General features: G+C 69.4%; 19 protein-coding genes. 10 read left to right on the plus strand and 9 right to left on the minus strand.

Annotated elements, in window-relative coordinates; all coding sequences use genetic code 11:
- Nucleotides 1-86 precede the first annotated feature (86 nt).
- The gene (locus GTO19_RS07145) at nt 87-578 is read right to left on the minus strand and encodes a hypothetical protein (protein WP_291019694.1); all 492 of its coding nucleotides are present in this window, start codon (nt 576-578) and stop codon (nt 87-89) included.
- A 116-nt stretch (nt 579-694) separates the two neighbouring features.
- Here GTO19_RS07145 and GTO19_RS07150 point away from each other — a divergent pair, with 116 nt between their 5' ends.
- On the plus strand, nt 695-1,132 hold the full coding sequence (locus tag GTO19_RS07150; protein WP_291019696.1) for a helix-turn-helix domain-containing protein: 438 nt from the start codon (nt 695-697) through the stop codon (nt 1,130-1,132).
- A 102-nt stretch (nt 1,133-1,234) separates the two neighbouring features.
- Here the strand turns inward: GTO19_RS07150 and GTO19_RS07155 are convergent, their stop codons facing one another.
- A complete protein-coding gene (locus GTO19_RS07155) occupies nt 1,235-1,660 on the minus strand; it encodes a cupin domain-containing protein (protein WP_291019698.1) in 426 nt (141 codons plus the stop codon).
- A 122-nt stretch (nt 1,661-1,782) separates the two neighbouring features.
- Between GTO19_RS07155 and aroC the strand changes: the two genes are divergently transcribed.
- Both aroC and GTO19_RS07165 read left to right on the plus strand, forming a co-directional pair.
- Nucleotides 1,783-2,883 (plus strand): chorismate synthase, encoded by a 1,101-nt coding sequence (gene aroC, locus GTO19_RS07160; RefSeq protein WP_291019700.1) that lies wholly within the window; start codon nt 1,783-1,785, stop codon nt 2,881-2,883.
- On the plus strand, nt 2,870-4,054 hold the full coding sequence (locus GTO19_RS07165; RefSeq protein ID WP_291019702.1) for an MFS transporter: 1,185 nt from the start codon (nt 2,870-2,872) through the stop codon (nt 4,052-4,054). The genes aroC and GTO19_RS07165 overlap by 14 nt, the downstream gene beginning before the upstream one ends.
- Here the strand turns inward: GTO19_RS07165 and GTO19_RS07170 are convergent.
- The 3 genes from GTO19_RS07170 to aroE are packed head-to-tail and all read right to left on the minus strand — an operon-like array spanning nt 4,011 to nt 6,206.
- Nucleotides 4,011-4,901, minus strand: coding sequence for an EamA family transporter (locus GTO19_RS07170; RefSeq protein WP_291019704.1), 891 nt, complete (start codon nt 4,899-4,901; stop codon nt 4,011-4,013). The genes GTO19_RS07165 and GTO19_RS07170 overlap by 44 nt on opposite strands.
- A complete protein-coding gene (gene aroQ, locus GTO19_RS07175; protein WP_291019706.1) occupies nt 4,898-5,353 on the minus strand; it encodes a type II 3-dehydroquinate dehydratase in 456 nt (151 codons plus the stop codon). The genes GTO19_RS07170 and aroQ overlap by 4 nt, the downstream gene beginning before the upstream one ends.
- 31 nt (nt 5,354-5,384) lie before the next feature.
- The gene (gene aroE, locus GTO19_RS07180; RefSeq protein WP_291019708.1) at nt 5,385-6,206 is read right to left on the minus strand and encodes a shikimate dehydrogenase; all 822 of its coding nucleotides are present in this window, start codon (nt 6,204-6,206) and stop codon (nt 5,385-5,387) included.
- Nucleotides 6,207-6,282: 76 nt separating this feature from the next.
- Here aroE and GTO19_RS07185 point away from each other — a divergent pair, with 76 nt between their 5' ends.
- Complete coding sequence (locus GTO19_RS07185; RefSeq protein ID WP_291019710.1) at nt 6,283-6,948, plus strand: DsbA family oxidoreductase; 666 nt, start codon at nt 6,283-6,285, stop codon at nt 6,946-6,948.
- 15 nt (nt 6,949-6,963) lie between these two features.
- On the opposite strand, the gene GTO19_RS07190 is transcribed toward GTO19_RS07185, so the two are convergent.
- The gene (locus tag GTO19_RS07190) at nt 6,964-8,070 is read right to left on the minus strand and encodes a mechanosensitive ion channel family protein (RefSeq protein ID WP_291019711.1); all 1,107 of its coding nucleotides are present in this window, start codon (nt 8,068-8,070) and stop codon (nt 6,964-6,966) included.
- 94 nt (nt 8,071-8,164) lie between these two features.
- Nucleotides 8,165-8,407 carry a glutaredoxin domain-containing protein gene (locus GTO19_RS07195; protein WP_291019713.1) on the minus strand — a complete coding sequence of 81 codons (243 nt, stop codon included), beginning with the start codon at nt 8,405-8,407 and terminating at the stop codon, nt 8,165-8,167.
- A gap of 135 nt (nt 8,408-8,542) precedes the next feature.
- Between GTO19_RS07195 and GTO19_RS07200 the strand changes: the two genes are divergently transcribed.
- The gene (locus GTO19_RS07200) at nt 8,543-9,538 is read left to right on the plus strand and encodes a porin (RefSeq protein WP_291019716.1); all 996 of its coding nucleotides are present in this window, start codon (nt 8,543-8,545) and stop codon (nt 9,536-9,538) included.
- Between the two features lie 9 nt (nt 9,539-9,547).
- Here the strand turns inward: GTO19_RS07200 and GTO19_RS07205 are convergent, their stop codons facing one another.
- The gene (locus GTO19_RS07205; protein WP_291019719.1) at nt 9,548-10,549 is read right to left on the minus strand and encodes an AraC family transcriptional regulator; all 1,002 of its coding nucleotides are present in this window, start codon (nt 10,547-10,549) and stop codon (nt 9,548-9,550) included.
- A 202-nt stretch (nt 10,550-10,751) separates the two neighbouring features.
- Between GTO19_RS07205 and GTO19_RS07210 the strand changes: the two genes are divergently transcribed.
- From GTO19_RS07210 to GTO19_RS07225, 4 genes are all read left to right on the plus strand, one after another.
- On the plus strand, nt 10,752-11,576 hold the full coding sequence (locus tag GTO19_RS07210) for a class I SAM-dependent methyltransferase (RefSeq protein ID WP_291019721.1): 825 nt from the start codon (nt 10,752-10,754) through the stop codon (nt 11,574-11,576).
- 55 nt (nt 11,577-11,631) lie between these two features.
- Entirely contained in the window at nt 11,632-13,047 is a 1,416-nt protein-coding gene (locus tag GTO19_RS07215) for an NAD(P)-binding protein (RefSeq protein WP_291019723.1), read from the plus strand.
- A gap of 90 nt (nt 13,048-13,137) precedes the next feature.
- Nucleotides 13,138-13,335 carry a type II toxin-antitoxin system VapB family antitoxin gene (locus GTO19_RS07220; protein ID WP_291019725.1) on the plus strand — a complete coding sequence of 66 codons (198 nt, stop codon included), beginning with the start codon at nt 13,138-13,140 and terminating at the stop codon, nt 13,333-13,335.
- The gene (locus tag GTO19_RS07225; RefSeq protein WP_291019728.1) at nt 13,332-13,706 is read left to right on the plus strand and encodes a type II toxin-antitoxin system VapC family toxin; all 375 of its coding nucleotides are present in this window, start codon (nt 13,332-13,334) and stop codon (nt 13,704-13,706) included. The genes GTO19_RS07220 and GTO19_RS07225 overlap by 4 nt, the downstream gene beginning before the upstream one ends.
- A gap of 6 nt (nt 13,707-13,712) precedes the next feature.
- On the opposite strand, the gene GTO19_RS07230 is transcribed toward GTO19_RS07225, so the two are convergent.
- Entirely contained in the window at nt 13,713-15,647 is a 1,935-nt protein-coding gene (locus GTO19_RS07230; protein ID WP_291019731.1) for a radical SAM protein, read from the minus strand.
- 108 nt (nt 15,648-15,755) lie between these two features.
- Here GTO19_RS07230 and GTO19_RS07235 point away from each other — a divergent pair, with 108 nt between their 5' ends.
- Complete coding sequence (locus tag GTO19_RS07235; protein ID WP_291019734.1) at nt 15,756-16,592, plus strand: Ivy family c-type lysozyme inhibitor; 837 nt, start codon at nt 15,756-15,758, stop codon at nt 16,590-16,592.
- The last annotated feature ends 5 nt before the right edge of the window (nt 16,593-16,597 follow it).

Raw genomic sequence — 16,597 nt, forward strand, 5'->3', positions numbered from 1 at the left:
GGGGCGCGGGTTCCTTGCTGCAAACCACAGCGTCACGCCATCGCGCTTGACTCGCTTGGCCCAGGATTTCAGGTGGCTGCTGAGGCTCATGGCTCAAGGGTGTACGGCTCAAGAAGCAATGGCGTTGAAGTTCCCGATGACGAGTCATGCGATGACATGTACAGCAGGCGCCTGCCTTGCATGTCCCCCACAGGCCGCAGCAACGCATCGCGCACCTGCGGATCGTCGCCGAGCTTGAGCAGCAAGGGCCCCACCGCCCGCGCTTCATTGGGTGCGGGCTGCCACAAGGCGTCAACCCACCGGAGGCTCCAGCAAGGGCCGGCCCCATGGCGCCGATCGAGGCGGCCAATGCCGGTGACATCGGCCGCGGGAATCCTGGCCAGCATGTCCACCAGCGTCTCGTCCCATGCCACCAGGGACGTCTGCGATACGCGACGGCGTCTGTGGCACGTCACGTCGTAGACCAACAGGTACCACGGGGCCTCCAGGGCGCGGGTGGCGACGGTCCAGTGTTGCTGCTGGCGCGTGACGTTGGAGGGATGGAGGAATGAAGCGGAGCCGTTGGCGGTGATGAACATGGATGCTCCCTGAAAGATGCTTCATTCTGCCTCAGGAATGCCGGGTTCCTGAGCAGCAGGCAAACACTTTTGGGGTGACCCATCCCGCCCCTCAATCCGCTGATCCGTTCGACCAATTGGTCGCCAACGTCATCGCTCTCCGCGCGAAGGGCAACTGGAGCATCCGTGCATTGGCCGAACAAGCGCAGTTGAGCCGGACCTTCGTGGCCAACCTGGAGAAGGGGCGCTCCAAGTTGACCTTGAGTGCCGTCGACAAGATGGCTGAGGCCTTGGGTGTCACGACCAGTTCGCTTTTCACGGCGAGGCCCGTCACCCGAGATGAGGGCGCCAGCTTGATTGAGGAGGTGCTGGCACTGAACCTCATGGCAGCGCGGAAGCATCTGAATTTGACCCAGGAGCAGTTGGGTCAGCAGTCCGGCGTCAGCATGTACGTCATCGCCCACATCGAACGTCAGGCGCGAAACCCTTCGCTGCACACGCTCGCCAAGTTGGCTGTGGCGCTGCACCTGTCGCTCGAAGAGCTCCTGTCCGTTCCCCGCCACGCCCCCGAATGACGGAGCGCCCACCCGTTCGCCGTCAGGCGAGGGGCGCTGCAGTGAAGCCACCCCGGGCACAGCCCCTCGCCTGACACCCGCCAAACCAGCAGGCACGAAAAATCAGGACGTCCAGGGCGTCGGCTTCGGAATCTCACAAACCGGATCCACGTCCACCGTCTTGAAATCCGCCGGAGACACGATCTCCAGGTACTCCATGTCCGGCGAGTAGTCGAAGAGAAAGTGCCGCACCCCCGGCCGCTGGTGCACGCAGTCCCCGGCTTCCACCAGCGTCACCTGGTCCTCGTACATGAAGCGCGCCCAGCCCTTGAGCATGATCACGATCTGGAAGTCCGCCTCGTGGCGGTGCCAGCCCGTGCCTTCCTCCGGCGGCAGGTTGGCCTTCACCAGGTGCGCGATCACTTTCCCGTGCGTGGCCTTGGCGATGCCCAGGTCTCGGTAGAGGAAAAAATCGCGCAGGCCGCCGCCCTCGTAGGACGTGTCGGCGGGCTTGACGTGGGAGAACAGGGTTCCGGTCCGGTCCAGCATGGCGTGCTCCTTTCTGGGGCGTGACAGCAGTGGATTTGCTGCTATGCAGCACGAAGCACGAAGCGTTCCGGTCGGCACCCCGACCGGGGCCCGCCAGGCCCCTCGCCGATAATCGGCGCCCTATGAGCGGCAACACCCTAGGCACCCTGTTCCGGGTCACGAACTTCGGCGAATCCCACGGCCCCGCCATCGGCTGCGTCATCGACGGCTGCCCCCCCGGCATGGACCTGTCCGAGGCCGACATCCAGGGCGACCTGGACCGCCGCCGTCCCGGCACCAGCAAGTTCGTCACCCAGCGCAACGAGCCCGACACGGTCGAGATCCTCAGCGGCGTGTACGAGGGCAAAACCACCGGCACCCCCATCTGCCTGCTCATCCGCAACACCGACCAGCGCAGCAAGGACTACAGCGAGATCGCCAGGACCTTCCGCCCCGGCCACGCCGACTACACCTACTGGCAGAAATACGGCATCCGCGACCCGCGGGGCGGCGGCCGATCCTCCGCCCGCCTTACCGCCCCTACCGTGGCCGCCGGCGCCGTGGCCAGGAAGTGGCTGGCGCAGAAGTTCGGCACCAGCTTCCGCGGCTGCATGGTGCAGGTGGGCGAGGTGGTGATTCCCTTCGAGAGCTGGGACCACGTGCCCAACAACCCCTTCTTCGCGCCCGTGGCCGACGTCTCCGCCATCGAGGACTACATGAACGCCCTGCGCAAGCGCGGCGACTCCTGCGGCGCGCGCCTGCGCGTCACCGCCTCCGGCATGCCCGTGGGCCTGGGCGAGCCGCTGTACGACCGGCTCGATGCCGACATCGCCCACGCCATGATGGGCATCAACGCGGTGAAGGGCGTGGAGATCGGCGCCGGCTTCGCCAGCGTGGCCGATTTCGGCAGCACGCACGGCGACAGCCTCACGCCCGAGGGCTTCGCGGCCAACAAGGCTGGCGGCGTGCTCGGCGGCATCAGCACCGGGCAGGACCTGGAGGTGCAGATCGCCATCAAGCCCACCAGCTCCATCCTGGTGCCGCGCGAGAGCATCGACCTCGCCGGTGCGAGCACCGAAGTCATCACCAAGGGCCGCCACGACCCCTGCGTGGGCATCCGCGCCACGCCCATCGCCGAGGCCATGCTGGCGCTGGTGGTGATGGACCACGCGCTGCTGCACCGCGCGCAGTGCGGCGACGTGCGCACCGACACGCCGGACATCGCCGCGCGTGGCCGTGGCTGAACGCGGCCGGCTGCTGCCTTTCGCCGCGCTCTCGGCGAGCTACTTCGCCCACATCGGCTTCTTCAACCCCTACCTGCCGCTCTGGCTGAAGGACCTGGGCTTCGGCCTGCTGGCCATCGCCGTGCTCACCTCCGTTCAGTCGGCCACGCGCCTGTTCGCGCCCTACGGCTGGGGTTGGCTGAGCGACCACACCGGTGAGCGCGTGCGCCTGCTGCGCATCGGCGCCGGCGTGGCGCTGTTGTGCTCGCTGGGTCTGTGGTTCGACTTGAGCGGCCCGGTGCTGTTCGTGGTGCTGCTGCTGATGTTCACCCACACCAGCGGCATGATGCCCATGAGCGAGGCCGTGCTGGCCCAGCAAGTGAGCCGCAACGGCCGCCTGGACGTGCGCCGCTACGGCCGCGTGCGCGTCTGGGGCTCGTTGGGCTTTCTGATCACGGTGCTGGCGGCGGGCGCGTGGTTCCAGGCCTTCGGCATGGGCAGCTTCGCCGCCTGGACCAGCTTCAGCCTGGCCGCCGTGGCGCTGAGCACCTGGCTGTTGCCCGACGCGCGTGATAGCGCCGCTCACCACGAGAAGGCCGAGCCCATCGGCCCCGTGCTGCGCCAACCACGCATGCGCTGGTTCTTTGCGGCGGTGTTCTTCCACGTGCTCGCGCATGTCTTCATCTACGTCTTCTTCTCGCTGCACCTGGACGCGCTGGGCTACCCCAAGTCGGCCATCGGGGCTTTCTGGGCGGCCTCGGTGCTGGTGGAGATCGGCTGGTTCCTGACGCAGGGGCGCTGGATGCCCGCGCTCAGCCTGCCTGGCTGGCTGGTGCTGGCCGCCGCGCTGATGGCGTTTCGCATGTCGGTCACGGCAGGGCTGGCCTCGCTGTGGCCGCTGCTGGCACTGGCGCAGCTGCTGCACGCCATCACCTTCGCGGCGCACCACACGGTGTGCATCGCCTGGATCAGCGAGCACTTTCCCGGGCGCCTGCGCGGGCGCGGGCAGGCGCTGTACGCGGTACTGGGCTACGGCCTGTCGGGCGTCACGGGTGGGCTGTTGGGCGGGCTGGTCTCCAGCCGTTTCGGGCTGCCCAGCGTGTTCTGGCTTGCCGCGCTTTGCGGCCTGGCGGCGGTGGTTTGCGCGCTCAGGGTGCGGGCGTTGTCGCGAGCCAGCGGCGGAAAGGGTTGAAGCCCGTCACCAGCCCGGTGGCCACCAGCACCAGCGCGCCGCCGAGGAACAGGCCGCTGGAGAGTTCTTCGCCCAGGAAGACGTGGCCCCAGGTGACGCCGAAGATCGGGATCATGAAGGCCGGGCTGATGGCCGCCACGGGTGAGACGTGCCGGAGCACGCGCAGGTGGATCCAGTGCGCCAGGCCCGAGGTGACCAGCCCCAGCACGGCCAGCGCGGCCACGGCCTGCGGGGTGAAACTGGCCTGCGGCCAGGCCCAGATCGCGCCCGGCGCCAGGAACAGCGCGGCCGTGGCGTGAATGCCGGTGGCGATGGCCAGGGGCTCCATGCGCGTGGTGGCGCGCTTCATGAGCGGCGTGGAACAACCGTAGCAGGCCGAGGCGAAGATGCAGGCCAGCACCGCCGCGATGGTGGGCGCGTCGAGCTGCACCGGCCCCAGTTGCACCACCAGGCCCACGCCGATGAAGCCCAGCACGCAGCCGGCCACCTTGTGCGGCGTGAGCGTGTCCTCCTTCGTCCAGGCCGCGGCCAGGGTGCCGAACAGCACCGCCGTGGTGTTGAGCAGGGCGCTGTAGCCGGCGGGCAGGTACAGCAGCGCCCAGGCGTAGAGCAGGAAGGGCATCACCACCGTGAGCAGGCCCAGCAGCATCAGCTCGCGCCAGTGGCGCCAGGGCCAGTGCTGGCGCAGCAGGCGCATGACCAGCGTCAGCGTGACCATGGCCAGGGCCACGCGCAGCCCCGCGAGCGGCAGCGGCGTGAGCGCCGGGCTGGCGATGCGCAGGAACAGGAAGGAGGAACCCCAGAGCGCCGACAAGCCGACGAGCTGGGCGAAGTGGCGGGTCTTCACCGGCCGGCCTTGCGGACCAGCCCGTCGATCGCGAGTTCGTAGCCCGCGACCCCAAAGCCCACCACGATGCCCGCCGCCACCGGCGAGATGCAGGAGTGGTGCCGGAAGGCCTCGCGCGCGTGCACGTTGGAGATGTGCACTTCCATCACCGGCAGCGGTGCGACGCCCGCGATGGCGTCGTGCAGCGCGATGGAGGTGTGGGTGTAGGCGCCGGGGTTCATCACCACGCCCAGCAGCTCACCGGCCTTGAAGCGCCGGCCCGCCGCGTGGATGGCATCGATCAGCGCACCCTCGTGGTTGCTTTGCAGTGCCTCCAGTGTGTGGCCCAGGCGCTCGGCGGCTGCGCGGCAACTGGCCTCCACGTCGGCCAGGGTGGCGGCGCCATAGGTGCCCGGCTCGCGCGTGCCGAGCAGGTTCAGGTTGGGGCCGTTGAGCAGCAGGATGGCGGGCATGGGGGCGTCTCCCTGTGTTGTTCCGTCAACTTTAAACCAGTGGCACCGACAGCCGGGCGATCACCTCCCGCGTGTCCGGCCGCACGCCGCGCCACCATGCGAAGGCCTCGGCCGCCTGCTCCACCAGCATGCCCACGCCATCGGCCAGGGCCGTCACGCCCGCCTCTCGCGCCTGCCGAAGAAATGGGGTCAGACCCCGTCCGTACACCATGTCGTAGGCGAGCGCGCCCGGTGCGAAAAGGCCGGCCGGCAGGGGCAGGGATTCGCCCACGAGGCCGCTGGAGGTGGCGTTGATGATCACGTCGAAAGACTCGCCCGCGAGTTCGGCGTAGCCGCCGCTCTGTATCGAGGCGTGTGCCGCGAAGTCGCCGCGCAGCGCATGCGCCTTGTCGGCAGTGCGGTTGGCCACGGCCAGCACGGCGGGCCCCTGCTGCGCGATGGGCAGCAGCGCACCGCGCGTGGCACCGCCCGCACCCAGCAGCAGCACGCGCCGGCCCTTGAGCGCATGGCCGAGGTTGCGCTGGACATCGTTGACGAGGCCGACACCGTCGAAGTTCTCGGCGAACACCCGCTCGCCGTCGAAGCGAAGCGCGTTGGCCGCGCCGGCCAGGCGCGCGGCCTCGCTCGGGTCAGTGGCGAATTCGCAGGCCTGCAGCTTGAAGGGCAGGGTGACGTTCACCCCGCGCCCGCCCTGTTCGCGAAAGGCGCGCACCGTGGCCGCAAAGCCGTCCAGCGGCGCCTCGATGGCGGTGTAGGCGATGTCCTGCCCCGTGGCCTGGGCGAAGGCGGTGTGGATCTGCGGGGACTTGCTGTGCGAGATCGGGTGGCCGATGACGGCGTAGCGGTCGGTCATGGGAGGGCTTGTGGCGGGCAGGGTCTTGGGGGCGTCGGGCATTGTCTCGCAGCGGCCGGCGGGACAATGCCGCCCCATGAACACCCCACGCCTCAAAATCGATTTCGTCTCGGATGTGTCCTGCCCCTGGTGCGCCATCGGCCTGGGCGGGCTGCAGCAGGCCTTGCGCCGGCTCGACGGCGAGGTCGCCGCCGACATCAGCTTCCAGCCCTTCGAGCTCAACCCGCAGATGGGCGCGCAGGGCCAGGACATCGGCGAGCACCTGACCGAGAAGTACGGCAGCACGCCGGAGCAGCAGGCGAAGATCCGCGAGACCATCGCCGCGCGCGGGGCCGAGGTGGGATTCACCTTCAACCCGGCCGGGCGTGGCCGCATCTGGAACACCTTCGACGCGCACCGCCTGCTGCACTGGGCGGCCGAAGAGGGCGCCCCCGGCCAGCAAGCGGCCTTGAAACAGGCGCTGCTGGCCGCCTGCCACACGCGCAGCGAGGCCATGGGGCACCACGACGTGCTGCTGGCCTGTGTGCGCGAGGCCGGGCTGGACGAAGCGCGTGCCCAGGCCATTCTGGCCAGCGACGAGTTCGCGCAGGAGGTGCGCGAGCGTGAGCAGTTCTACCTGTCGCACGGCATCCATTCGGTGCCGGCGGTGATCATCAACGACCGACACCTCATCTCGGGTGGGCAGCCGGCGGCGGTGTTCGAGCAGGCGCTGCGGCAGATCGCGGCCGCTCAGGCGGGCTGATCGGCCGGGCGCCGCTCAAGCCAGCGGCGGCGCGCGGCCGTCGCCCGCGGCGCCCTCCGCGGGCGCCGGGTCCACCGCCACTTCGGCGCGCAGGCGCGGCAGGTATTGCGGGTACTCGCGCTGCAGGAAGTCCACCAGCTTCTCGCGAACCTCGCAGCGCAGGTCCCAGGCCGCGCCTGCCGAGGCGGCGGTCACCAGGCAGCGCAATTGCAAGGCACGCTCGCCGGCCTCCGTCACCTGCAACAGGCACAGGCGCTTGTCCCAGTGCGCGGAGGCCTCGCAGATGCGCTGCAAGGCCTCGCGCAGCGGGGCCAGCGGCGTGCGGTAGTCCACCCACAGGAACACCGTGCCGATGAGTTCGGACGTGGTGCGCGTCCAGTTCTGGAAGGGCTTCTCGATCCAGTACTGCAGCGGCACCACCAGGCGGCGCTGGTCCCAGATGCGCACCACCACGTAGGTGCCGGTGATCTCCTCGATCACGCCCCATTCGCCTTCGACGATGACCACGTCGTCCAGGCGGATCGGCTGGCTCAGGCCGATCTGCAGGCCCGCGATGAGATTGCCCAGCACGGGGCGCGCAGCGAAACCCGCGACCAGGCCGGCCAGCCCGGCCGAGGCCAGCAGGCTGGTGCCGATCTGACGCGCCTGCGGAAAGGTCATCAGCATCAGCGACAGTCCGATCAGCCACACCAGGCCCTGCAGCGTGCGCGCCAGCACCCGCGTCTGCGTCTGGATGCGGCGCGCTTCCAGGTTGTCGGCAACGGTGGTGGGGTTCGCATCGATCACGCCCTGTGCCACGCCGCGCACGGCGTTGGACACCAGCCAGGTCAGCGCGCCGATCAGCAGCAGGGCACAGAGCTGCTGGGCCATGCCCAGGCCCGGCGTCTCGGCCGGCGTGCCTTGCAGCACGGCGTTGATGGGCAACAGCGGCAGGCCCCATTGCGCTGGCGCGCGGATGGCCCGGGCCACGCTGGCCGCCACGGGCGCGTCGCGCGTGGCGCGGCGCACGATGCGCTCGCCGATGCGAAAGCCCAGGCCCGCGATCAGCACGCCGATGAGCATGCTGCCCAGCGAGGGCAGCCAGGCCAGGAAGGGGGCGGGCAACCAGTTCAGTGCGTCCATGCGTGGGCAGGGTAACCAGCGAACCAAATCGCACGCAAGCCTGGGTGCTTTGAAAACCGCAGCACACGCGCGGTGTGCCGCGGGCGCGGTGCCGTCAGCGGCCCAGTTGCACCAGCGCGGCCTGCAGGCCCGCGAGGCCGCCGACGCGCTGGTCGTTGATGAAGATCTGCGGCATCTGGCGCACCGAGGGACCGCACTTCTCGAAGAAGGCGAGGCGCTCGGCCTCGTCGTCGATGCGGATCTCCTCGAAGTCCATGGAGCGGGACTTCAGCAGCATCTTGGCGGATTCGCACTGCGGGCAGGCGGACTTGGAATAGACGGTGATCTTGAGGCTCATGGGGAGCAAGTGTAGGGCCCGGGCACGCGATGTGCTTTGAGTGAAGCGGCCCGAGACGCTTGCAGCGGGCCGTTCCGTCGTTGGGCCAGAGGCTCATCTCTCCACACAACAATCGTCTCCAATTCCATGAACCAAATGAACAAGCGCTTTCAAAAGCGCAGCATGCTCGCCATTGCCTTGTTGGGCCTGACCGCTCTTGGTGCAAACGCCCAGAGCGCGGTGCAGGTCTACGGTCTCGTCGACATGAGCGTCGGTTCGACCAAGAACCCGGGCGGCACATCCATCAGCGGCGTGGACAGCGGCAAGATGACCACCAGCTATTTCGGCTTCAGTGGCACGGAAGACCTGGGCGGCGGCCTGTCGGCGCAGTTCCGCATCGAGTCCTTCATGCGCGCGGACGTTGGCGAGGCCGGCCGCTTCGGCGGTGACCCCTTCTTCGCGCGCACGTCGTCCGTCAGCCTGGCGCACAAGGAATACGGCACGCTGAGTTTCGGCCGCAACACCACGCAGCTTTTCGTCTCCACGCTGATGTTCAACGCCTTCGGCGACTCCTTCGGTTACTCGCCCAGCATCCGCCACTACTTCGCGGGCGGGCAGGGCGCGGTCACGGGCGACACGGGCTGGAGCGACGCGATCGCCTACGCCAGCCCCAGTCTGGGCGGTTTCCGCTTCGGCGCCAGCTCGGCTTTCAAGGAAGGCAGCAACGGCGGCAACTGGAGCGCGGGCCTGAGCTACGCGGGCGGCCCGCTGGCGGTGACCGCGGTGCATCAGACCGTGAAGAAGGACGCGGCCGCACCGGTGCAGGACACCGAAACCACCCAGTTCGGTGCGTCCTGGGACTTCGGCGTGCTCAAGGCCTTCCTGCAGTACGGCGAGGTGAAGAACGAGACCACCAACAACAAGACCGACATCACCGGTCTGGGCGCGCGCGTGCCGCTGGGCGCGGGCGCCTTCGTCGCCCAGTACGGCACCATGGACCCGCGCGTGGGCGCCGAGCGCAAGACCCTGTCGCTGGGCTACCTCTACAACCTCTCTCGCCGCACCGAGCTGTACGCCGTGGCCATGAGCGACAAGGTCGACGGCCTGTCGAGCGGCAACGGCTATTCGCTGGGCATTCGGCACCGCTTCTGATCGGTGCGCTCAAGCCGCCGCCTGCGCCCTTCGCCAGGCCGCGGGCGGCTGCCCGGTCATGCGCTTGAAGGCGCGCGCAAAAGCCGCCTCGGATTCGTAGCCCACGTCCTGAGCAATGGTGGCCACCTTGGCCTGGCCCTGCCGCAACAGGCTGGCGCCCAATTGCATGCGCCAGTTGGCGAGGTACTGCATGGGCGCCTGGCCGGTGAGTTCGACGAAGCGCTCGTGCAGGGTCGATCGCGACAGGCCCACCTGGTGGCTCAGGTCCTCCACGCTCCACGGGTCGGCCGGGCGCTCGTGCAGCAGGCGGATGGCCTGGCCCACATGCCGGTCGCGCAGCGCGCCCAGCCAGCCGGCGCTGCCCGGCGGCAAGCCGTCGAGGTAGCGGCGCGCGGCGTCCACGAACACGAATTCGCTGGCGCGCTCCAGCACGGCCGCGCTGCCCGCGCGGTGCTCGCGGGACTCGGCCACGGCCTGGTCGAGCAGTTGCATGGTCCACGGGCCCAGCTCACCCGCCTTCAGGTGCATCACCGGCGGCAGGGCATTCACCAGCGGGTTGAAAGGTCGTGTGTCGCAGGCCACGAAGCCACACACCACCACGGTGCGCGCGTCGTCTGCCGGACCGGGTGAGCCGGGGCGCAGCACCCCGCGGTGGTAGGCCACGGCAATGGGTTTGGGGTCGTTGCGGGTGGTGAAGCGCCAGTCGCTGTCGTCGGCCTGGGCGCGCAGGCCGGGCGCACTGGAGAGCACGTGCAGGTCCCCGCGCGGGAACATCACGATGTCGCCTTCGCTCATGCGCACCGGGGGCACGCCGTCCACGGCGGCCCAGCCTTCGCCGCGCACGAACAGGTGGTAAGCGAGCACGTGGTCGGCGCCGGGCATGAGGGCGCTGGCCAGCAGCGGCGAGGCGGGGGTCTCGGCCGCCCAGTCGCCGTTGAAGCTGACGTAGTAGAAGACCGCGCCGCGCAGGCGCACGCTGCGAAGCACATCGGACAAGGGGTCGTGGCTCACGGGGACCTCCGCGCGGCGGCTGGGGTGGTGTGAGCCCGTTGCAGCGTCCCCGCCGGGCCCACGGCGGTTCGGCGGACGCGCGAGCAAATTTGCCCGACGCCGGGGAAAGCGTCAACGGGCGCGAATTCGAAGAATCACCTCCATCGGCGCAAACCCGGCCGATACCCCGATCCGACCATCCCCCAGACTGAGGAGCTTTCCCGTGAACGCCGTCATCGACACCCCCGCCCCCGACTTCACCGCCATCAAGCTGCGCCAGCAGGCCACCTGGGCCAGCGGCGACTACGCCGCCATCGGCACCACCTTGCAGATCGTCGGCGAGACGCTCGCCGAAGCCGCCGACGTGCGCGCCGACGAGGCCCTGCTCGACGTGGCCGCTGGCAACGGCAACGCCACCCTGGCCGCCGCGCGCCGCCACGCGAAGGTCACCTCCACCGACTATGTGCAGTCCCTGCTCGACAAGGGACGGGCGCGCGCCCAGGCGGAGGGCCTGAACGTGCAGTTTCAGACCGCCGACGCCGAGGCGCTGCCCTTCGGCGACGCGAGCTTCGACGTGGTGTTGTCCACCTTCGGCGTGATGTTCACGCCCGATCACCAGCAAGCCGCCAGCGAGATGCTGCGTGTGACCCGCCCCGGGGGCCGCATCGCCCTGGCCAACTGGACGCCGGCCGGCTTCATCGGCCGCCTGTTCAAGGTGATCGGCGCGCACGTGCCGCCGCCTGCGGGTGTGCAGCCGCCCTCGCTGTGGGGCACCGAGCCGCACATCGTGGAGCTCTTCGGCGCGCAGGCGGCGAACATCCGCTGCGAGCGTCGGCACTTCAACTTCCGCTACCGCTCGGCGGCGCACTGGGTGCAGGTGTTCCGCGAGCTGTACGGTCCCACGCACAAGGCCTTTGCCGCGCTGGACGCCGCGGGCGCTGCCTCGCTGGAACGCGGGATCACCGCGCTGCTTGACGAACTCAACACCGCACCGGGGTCGCTGGTGGTGCCCAGCGAGTACTTCGAAGTCGTGATCACCAGGGCCTGATCGACTGGCCGAACGCTGCACAAGGCCCCGCCGCGCGGGGCCTCAGGAGACCGACATGAACCTTCCCCCCCTGACCGCCGATTACGTGGTCGTCGGCGCGGGCGCCGTGGGCATGGCCCTGGCCGACACGCTGGTGACCGAGAGCGAGGCCCGCGTGGTCCTGGTGGACCGCCGCGCCCACCCCGGCGGCCACTGGAACGACGCCTACCCCTTCGTGCGCCTGCACGGCCCCTCGGCCATCTACGGCGTGAACTCCATGCCCTTGGGCAGCGGACGGATCGACGAGACCGGGCTCAACCGGGGCCTGCACGAGCTGGCCAGCGGGGCCGAGATCCTCGACTACTACCAGCGCGTGCTGAATGATCGCCTGCTGGCCAGCGGGCGCGTGCACTGGCTGCCGCTGCACGACGTGGACGCGCAGGGCGTGGCGGTCTCGCTCGTGAACGGCGAGCGCCGGCCGCTGGTGGCCAGCCAGCGCTGGGTGGACGCGTCACGGGCCGATACCCAGGTGCCGGCCACGCACGGGCCGCGCTTCGCCGTGGCCGAGGGCGTGCGCTGCCTCACACCCACCGAACTGGTGCACCACCGCGAGCCGGCGGCAGGGTTCGTCATCGTGGGCGGCGGCAAGACGGCCATGGACACGGCCCTGTGGCTGCTGGGGCGGGGCGTGGACCCGGACACCATCACCTGGATCCGCCCGCGCGAGGCCTGGGTGCTCAACCGCGCCAACGTGCAGCCGGCCGCGCCCTTCGCCCTGCCGACCCTGGCCGCGATGGTGAACGAGCTGGAGATTGCTCGCGATGCGGGCTCCTTGTCGGAGTTGTTCGAACGGCTCGAAGCGGCGCGCCTGCTGCAACGCATCGACACCGGCGTGGAGCCCACGATGTTCCGATGCGCCATCCTCAGCGAAGCCGAGCTGGCGCAGTTGCGCCGCATCCGCCGCGTGGTGCGCCTGGGCCATGTGCGCGCCATCGAGCGCGATCGCATCGTGCTGGATCGGGGCGAGATCGCCACCTCGACACAGCAGGTGCATGTGCACTGCAGCGCGGGGGGCCTGCCGCGTGGCCCGATGGAGCCGATCTTCCAGGGCGAGCGCATCGTGCCGCAGTACGTGCGCCGCTGCTCGCCCACCTTCAGCGCCGCCTTCGTCGCGCACCTGGCGCTCAGCCCGCTGGACGACGAGCAGCGCAATGCCCTGAGCGCGCCGGTGCCCATACCCAACGAGCCGCTCGACTGGCTGCGCATGCACTTGCACACCGCGCGCAACCAGTTGGCCTGGGCGCAACGCCCCGAACTGCAGGACTGGTTCCGCCACAGCCGGCTGGAGGCCTACAGCGCCTTGTTCGAGCAGGCGGCGAAAGAGGCCGACCCCGCTTGGGGCGAGCTGCAAGCGAGGCTGCGGCGTGCGCGCGCGGCTGGGCTGGAGCGCATGGCGGAGTTGCTGCGCTCAGCGCTACCATCGCCCGCATGACCGGCGTCCTCGAACTGGCGCAAGGCTTGATGCTTTCATACGGCATCAATTGATGCCAGAATCGATGCCTCGACTTCAAGGAGGCACCGCATGCGAACCACCCTGGCATTGGACGACGAGTTGCTGGCCCGTGCCCAGCAACTGACTGGCCTCAAGGAGCGCACGGCCCTGGTTCGCGAAGCCTTGCAGGCGCTGATCCAGCGGGAGAGTGCGCGCCGCCTGGCTCGATTGGGCGGTACCGAGCCGAAGGCAAGAGCCGCCCCGCGTCGCGGCTCGGCGGCGAAATGATTCTGGTCGACACCTCGGTCTGGATCGACCATCTGCGCAGCGGCGATCAACGCCTGGTGGGTCTGCTGGAACGCGGCGAGGTGCTGAGCCATCCTTCGGTGGTGGGTGAGGTTGGCCTGGGCAGCCTGCGGCAACGTGGCGCGATCATCGAATCCTTGCAGGCGCTGCCCATGGCCGTGGTGGCCGCGGACGACGAGGTGATGCTCCTGATTGAACAGCACCGCTTGTTTGGTCGCGGCATCGGCTGGATCGACGCCCATCTTCTGGCGTCCGTTCGTTTGACGCCCGGGGCGCGGCTATGGACGAACGACAAGCGCCTGTCGGCTCTGGCTCAGACACTGGGTGTGGCTGCCTCGCCGAGCCGCCATTGACGTCCGTCAAACGCTTGCCCGCCGGGTGAGCGCGCGGTCGATGAAGTGCTTCTTCACCGTCGTGCGCGGCACCAGAAACGGCAAATGCTCGAACCAGGCGCGCACGTCTTCCTCCAACCCGGTGCCGTGCATGTAGTTGTAGAGCGCCTTGCGCAGGCCGATGCCCAGGGCGTCGTGGTCCACGCCCGTGGGGTCGATGAAGCCGACGTCGTTCTTGGCGAAGCTCACCGGCGGCAGCGGGATCAGTTCGATGCCGTAATCGCCCGGGTTCAGGCCCACCGGTGAATGCACGGTGCAGGAGAAGCGGTGGAAGAAGCCGCTCTGGATGCAGCCGTTGAGGAAAAGCTGGCGCACGTACTCCAGCGCGTCCACCGTGTCCTGCACGGTCTGCGTGGGAAAGCCGTACATCAGGTAGGCATGCACCAGGATGCCCGCGTCGCTGAAGCCCTTGGTGACGCGCGCCACCTGGTCCACCGTCACGCCCTTCTTCATGAGCGTGAGCAGGCGGTCGCTCGCCACCTCGAGCCCGCCACTCATGGCGATGCAACCGCTGTCGGCCAGCAGTTGCGAGAGCTCGGGGGTGAAGGTTTTTTCGAAGCGGATGTTGCCCCACCAGCTGATGGCCAGGTCGCGGCGCAGCAGCTCTTCGGCCAGGGCTTTCAGGGCCTTCGGCGGCGCGGCCTCGTCGACGAAGTGAAAGCCCGTCTGGCCCGTTTCGTCGACGATGCGTTCGATGCGGTCCACCAGCGTGCGCGCCTCGGCGGTTTCGTAGCGGCCGATGTAGTCCAGCCCCACGTCGCAGAAGCTGCACTTCTTCCAGTAGCAGCCGTGCGCCACCGTCAGCTTGTTCCAGCGCCCGTCGCTCCAGAGCCGGTGCATGGGGTTGAGCATGTCGAGCAGGCTCAGGTAGTCGTGCAGGGGCAGGCCGTCCCAGGTGGGTGTGCCCACGTCTTCGAAGGGCACGTCGGGTTCGGCGAGGTTGACGTACTTCACGGCGCCGGCGTCGTCGCGCCGGAAGGTGCGCACCAGCCGTTGCGGACCGCGTTGGCCCTGCAGGTGTTCGATGAGCGCGAGCAGCGGTCGCTCGCCGGCGTCCAGCGTCACGTAGTCGACGAGGTCGAACAGGCGCGCTTCCTTCAGCTCGCGCAGCTCGGTGTTGACGTAGCCGCCACCGAGCGCGATGGGCATGTCCGGCCAGCGCGCCTTGACGGCCTGCGCGATGCGCAGCGCGCCATAGACCGCGCCCGGGAAAGGCACCGAGAGCAGCAACAGTTGCGGTGCGTGCCGCTCGACGGCCGCGAGTGCCAGCGCCTGCAGCGTGTCGTCCACCAGGGTGGGCGGCGCGGCCAGGGCCTGCGCGAGCGGCTCGAAGCTGGGCTGGCTGCTGGCCAGCGATTCGCCGTAGCGCACGAAGGCGAAGCGCTCGTCCACGGCGTCGCGGATCACATCGGCCAGGTCGTCCAGGAACAGCGTGGCGATGTGGCGTGCGCGGTCGTTCGTGCCGAGTGCGCCGAAGGCCCAGCCGAGCGGGTCGCCGCTGTCGTCGTCGTTCAGGTGGTCGTACTGGTCCAGCGCGGCGAAACGCGGGCCTTCGGGCAGCAGCTCGCGCGCGGCGATGCGGTGCGCCAGCGTGCTGTCGCGCCCTTGCAGGAATGCGATGGTGGGCCCGATGGCGCGGCGGTGGCGCGCGAAGTTGTCCAGGAAGGCGTGCACGCTGGCCGAACGCCGTGCCTCGGGCTGCGCCAGGGCGCGTTCGCGGATCGCGTCCAGCCCGGCGGGCGTGAACAGCCTGAGCACCAGCGCCAGCGCCAGGTCGGTCTGCACCGCGTCGATGCCGCGCGAGCGCAGGAAGCCCGTGAGGTACGCGGTGGAGGGGTAGGGCGTGTTGAGCTGCGTCATCGGCGGGATGACGCTGAGCACGCGAAAAGCGGAGGCGGTCATGGCAAGGCGTGGGGTCGGCGGGCAGTGTACGGCGGGGCGCCCGGCCCTCGTTTGGGAGTGGACGCTCACCCGGCGGCAAGCCTAGGATCGCGCCGCAGGAGGTGGACCATGTCGACACTGTCCGGAACCATGCTCGCCATGGCGGCGCTGACCATGGCAGGTGCCGCTGGCGCCCAGGGTCTGCGACCCGATGCGCTGGCGATGTTCGGCGGGCGCTACGCGCTCGATTGCGCCAAGGCCGAGTCGCCGCGCGTGCTGGTCGAGGCGCGACAGATGCGCATCGAGCAGGGCAATCAACGCATCACCGTGGGCACGCTCGATTCGGCGTTCAGCTACTTCGGCCGGAATCCACCGCCCGATTTTCGCGTGGCGCTGCTGGGCCAGGTGCAGGGGCGGCACGAGGTGATTGCCCTGGTGAACGCCGACGGCAAGGGGCAGTACCTCTCGCTCGATGGCGACCGCACCGTGATGGCGAACCTGGGCGCCCTGGGCCAGGCGAAGTTCCGCCACTGCAACGAGGCCGCCAACCGCCAGGCGGTGGCCGACCAGCAGGCAGCGAAACAGGCCGAAGCCGCGGCCCGCGCGCCCGTGGCGCCGGGCACAGCGAAGCACCCCTCGGAGCTGATCCGCGACCCGCGCTTCAAGCCCGCTTACCGGCGCGCGCTCGGGCCGTTGTCGCGAATACCCTGGCTGAGCGAGATGAACGGCCCCGCGCCCGACCTGCGGCAGCAGCGCATCGGCGGCGTGAACTACACCGTGGCCGCGTTCTGCCAGCCGCACGACTGCGGCGACAACAACGCCGTGTTGCTGTACGACGCGGCGCAGGGCCGCGTGTATGGCTTGTTGCAGCAGAAGGGCAAGACCCAGACCTTCGGCTCGCCGCCCGGACCGTTGCTTATCGACCTGAACGCGATCTGGCGGCGGGAGTGGGGTCAGGGGCGCTGAGGCCC

Source organism: Hydrogenophaga sp., from assembly GCF_011772445.1.
Lineage (GTDB): Bacteria > Pseudomonadota > Gammaproteobacteria > Burkholderiales > Burkholderiaceae_C > Hydrogenophaga.

Excerpts from the sequence above, each read along its gene's own strand:
- GTO19_RS07155 (WP_291019698.1), bottom strand. The coding sequence starts at position 1,660 with ATGCTGGACCGGACCGGAACCCTGTTCTCCCACGTCAAGCCCGCCGAC.
- GTO19_RS07185 (WP_291019710.1), top strand. The coding sequence starts at position 6,283 with ATGAACACCCCACGCCTCAAAATCGATTTCGTCTCGGATGTGTCCTGC.
- aroE (WP_291019708.1), bottom strand. The coding sequence starts at position 6,206 with ATGACCGACCGCTACGCCGTCATCGGCCACCCGATCTCGCACAGCAAG.
- GTO19_RS07190 (WP_291019711.1), bottom strand. The coding sequence starts at position 8,070 with ATGGACGCACTGAACTGGTTGCCCGCCCCCTTCCTGGCCTGGCTGCCC.
- GTO19_RS07195 (WP_291019713.1), bottom strand. The coding sequence starts at position 8,407 with ATGAGCCTCAAGATCACCGTCTATTCCAAGTCCGCCTGCCCGCAGTGC.
- GTO19_RS07215 (WP_291019723.1), top strand. The coding sequence starts at position 11,632 with ATGAACCTTCCCCCCCTGACCGCCGATTACGTGGTCGTCGGCGCGGGC.
- GTO19_RS07145 (WP_291019694.1), bottom strand. The coding sequence starts at position 578 with ATGTTCATCACCGCCAACGGCTCCGCTTCATTCCTCCATCCCTCCAAC.
- GTO19_RS07225 (WP_291019728.1), top strand. The coding sequence starts at position 13,332 with ATGATTCTGGTCGACACCTCGGTCTGGATCGACCATCTGCGCAGCGGC.
- GTO19_RS07220 (WP_291019725.1), top strand. The coding sequence starts at position 13,138 with ATGCGAACCACCCTGGCATTGGACGACGAGTTGCTGGCCCGTGCCCAG.
- GTO19_RS07230 (WP_291019731.1), bottom strand. The coding sequence starts at position 15,647 with ATGACCGCCTCCGCTTTTCGCGTGCTCAGCGTCATCCCGCCGATGACG.
- aroQ (WP_291019706.1), bottom strand. The coding sequence starts at position 5,353 with ATGCCCGCCATCCTGCTGCTCAACGGCCCCAACCTGAACCTGCTCGGC.
- GTO19_RS07235 (WP_291019734.1), top strand. The coding sequence starts at position 15,756 with ATGTCGACACTGTCCGGAACCATGCTCGCCATGGCGGCGCTGACCATG.
- GTO19_RS07200 (WP_291019716.1), top strand. The coding sequence starts at position 8,543 with ATGAACAAGCGCTTTCAAAAGCGCAGCATGCTCGCCATTGCCTTGTTG.
- aroC (WP_291019700.1), top strand. The coding sequence starts at position 1,783 with ATGAGCGGCAACACCCTAGGCACCCTGTTCCGGGTCACGAACTTCGGC.